This window comes from Rahnella sp. EDr1-12, assembly GCF_049206505.1.
Taxonomy (GTDB): Bacteria; Pseudomonadota; Gammaproteobacteria; order Enterobacterales; family Enterobacteriaceae; genus Rahnella; species Rahnella rivi.
The window spans coordinates 1-417 of record NZ_JBLZNY010000023.1 but is presented as its reverse complement, the minus strand read 5'-3'; the positions used below and the strand labels follow the sequence as shown (position 1 = coordinate 417).

Below are 417 nucleotides of genomic sequence, written 5' to 3'. Positions count from 1 at the left end.
CTCAGACCCGTGAGCACATCCTGCTGGGTCGCCAGGTTGGCGTTCCATTCATGATCGTGTTCATGAACAAATGCGACATGGTTGATGATGAAGAGCTGCTGGAACTGGTAGAAATGGAAGTTCGTGAGCTTCTTTCTGCTTACGAATTCCCAGGCGACGACATCCCGGTCATCAAAGGTTCAGCGCTGAAAGCACTGGAAGGCGATGCAACTTGGGAAGCGAAAATCATCGAACTGGCAGAAGCACTGGATAGCTACATTCCATTGCCAGAGCGTGCTATCGATAAGCCGTTCCTGCTGCCAATCGAAGACGTATTCTCCATCTCCGGCCGTGGTACAGTTGTTACCGGTCGTGTAGAGCGCGGTATCGTTAAAGTGGGCGAAGAAGTTGAAATCGTGGGTATCAAGGACACTGTTA

Annotated in this window: 1 protein-coding gene; it reads left to right on the top strand. The window is 50.8% G+C overall.

The annotated features are described in order from the left end of the window. Positions 1-417, top strand: a 417-nt coding sequence (locus tag ACO0U8_RS24215) for a GTP-binding protein (protein ID WP_421671769.1), incomplete at both ends; no start/stop codon positions are given.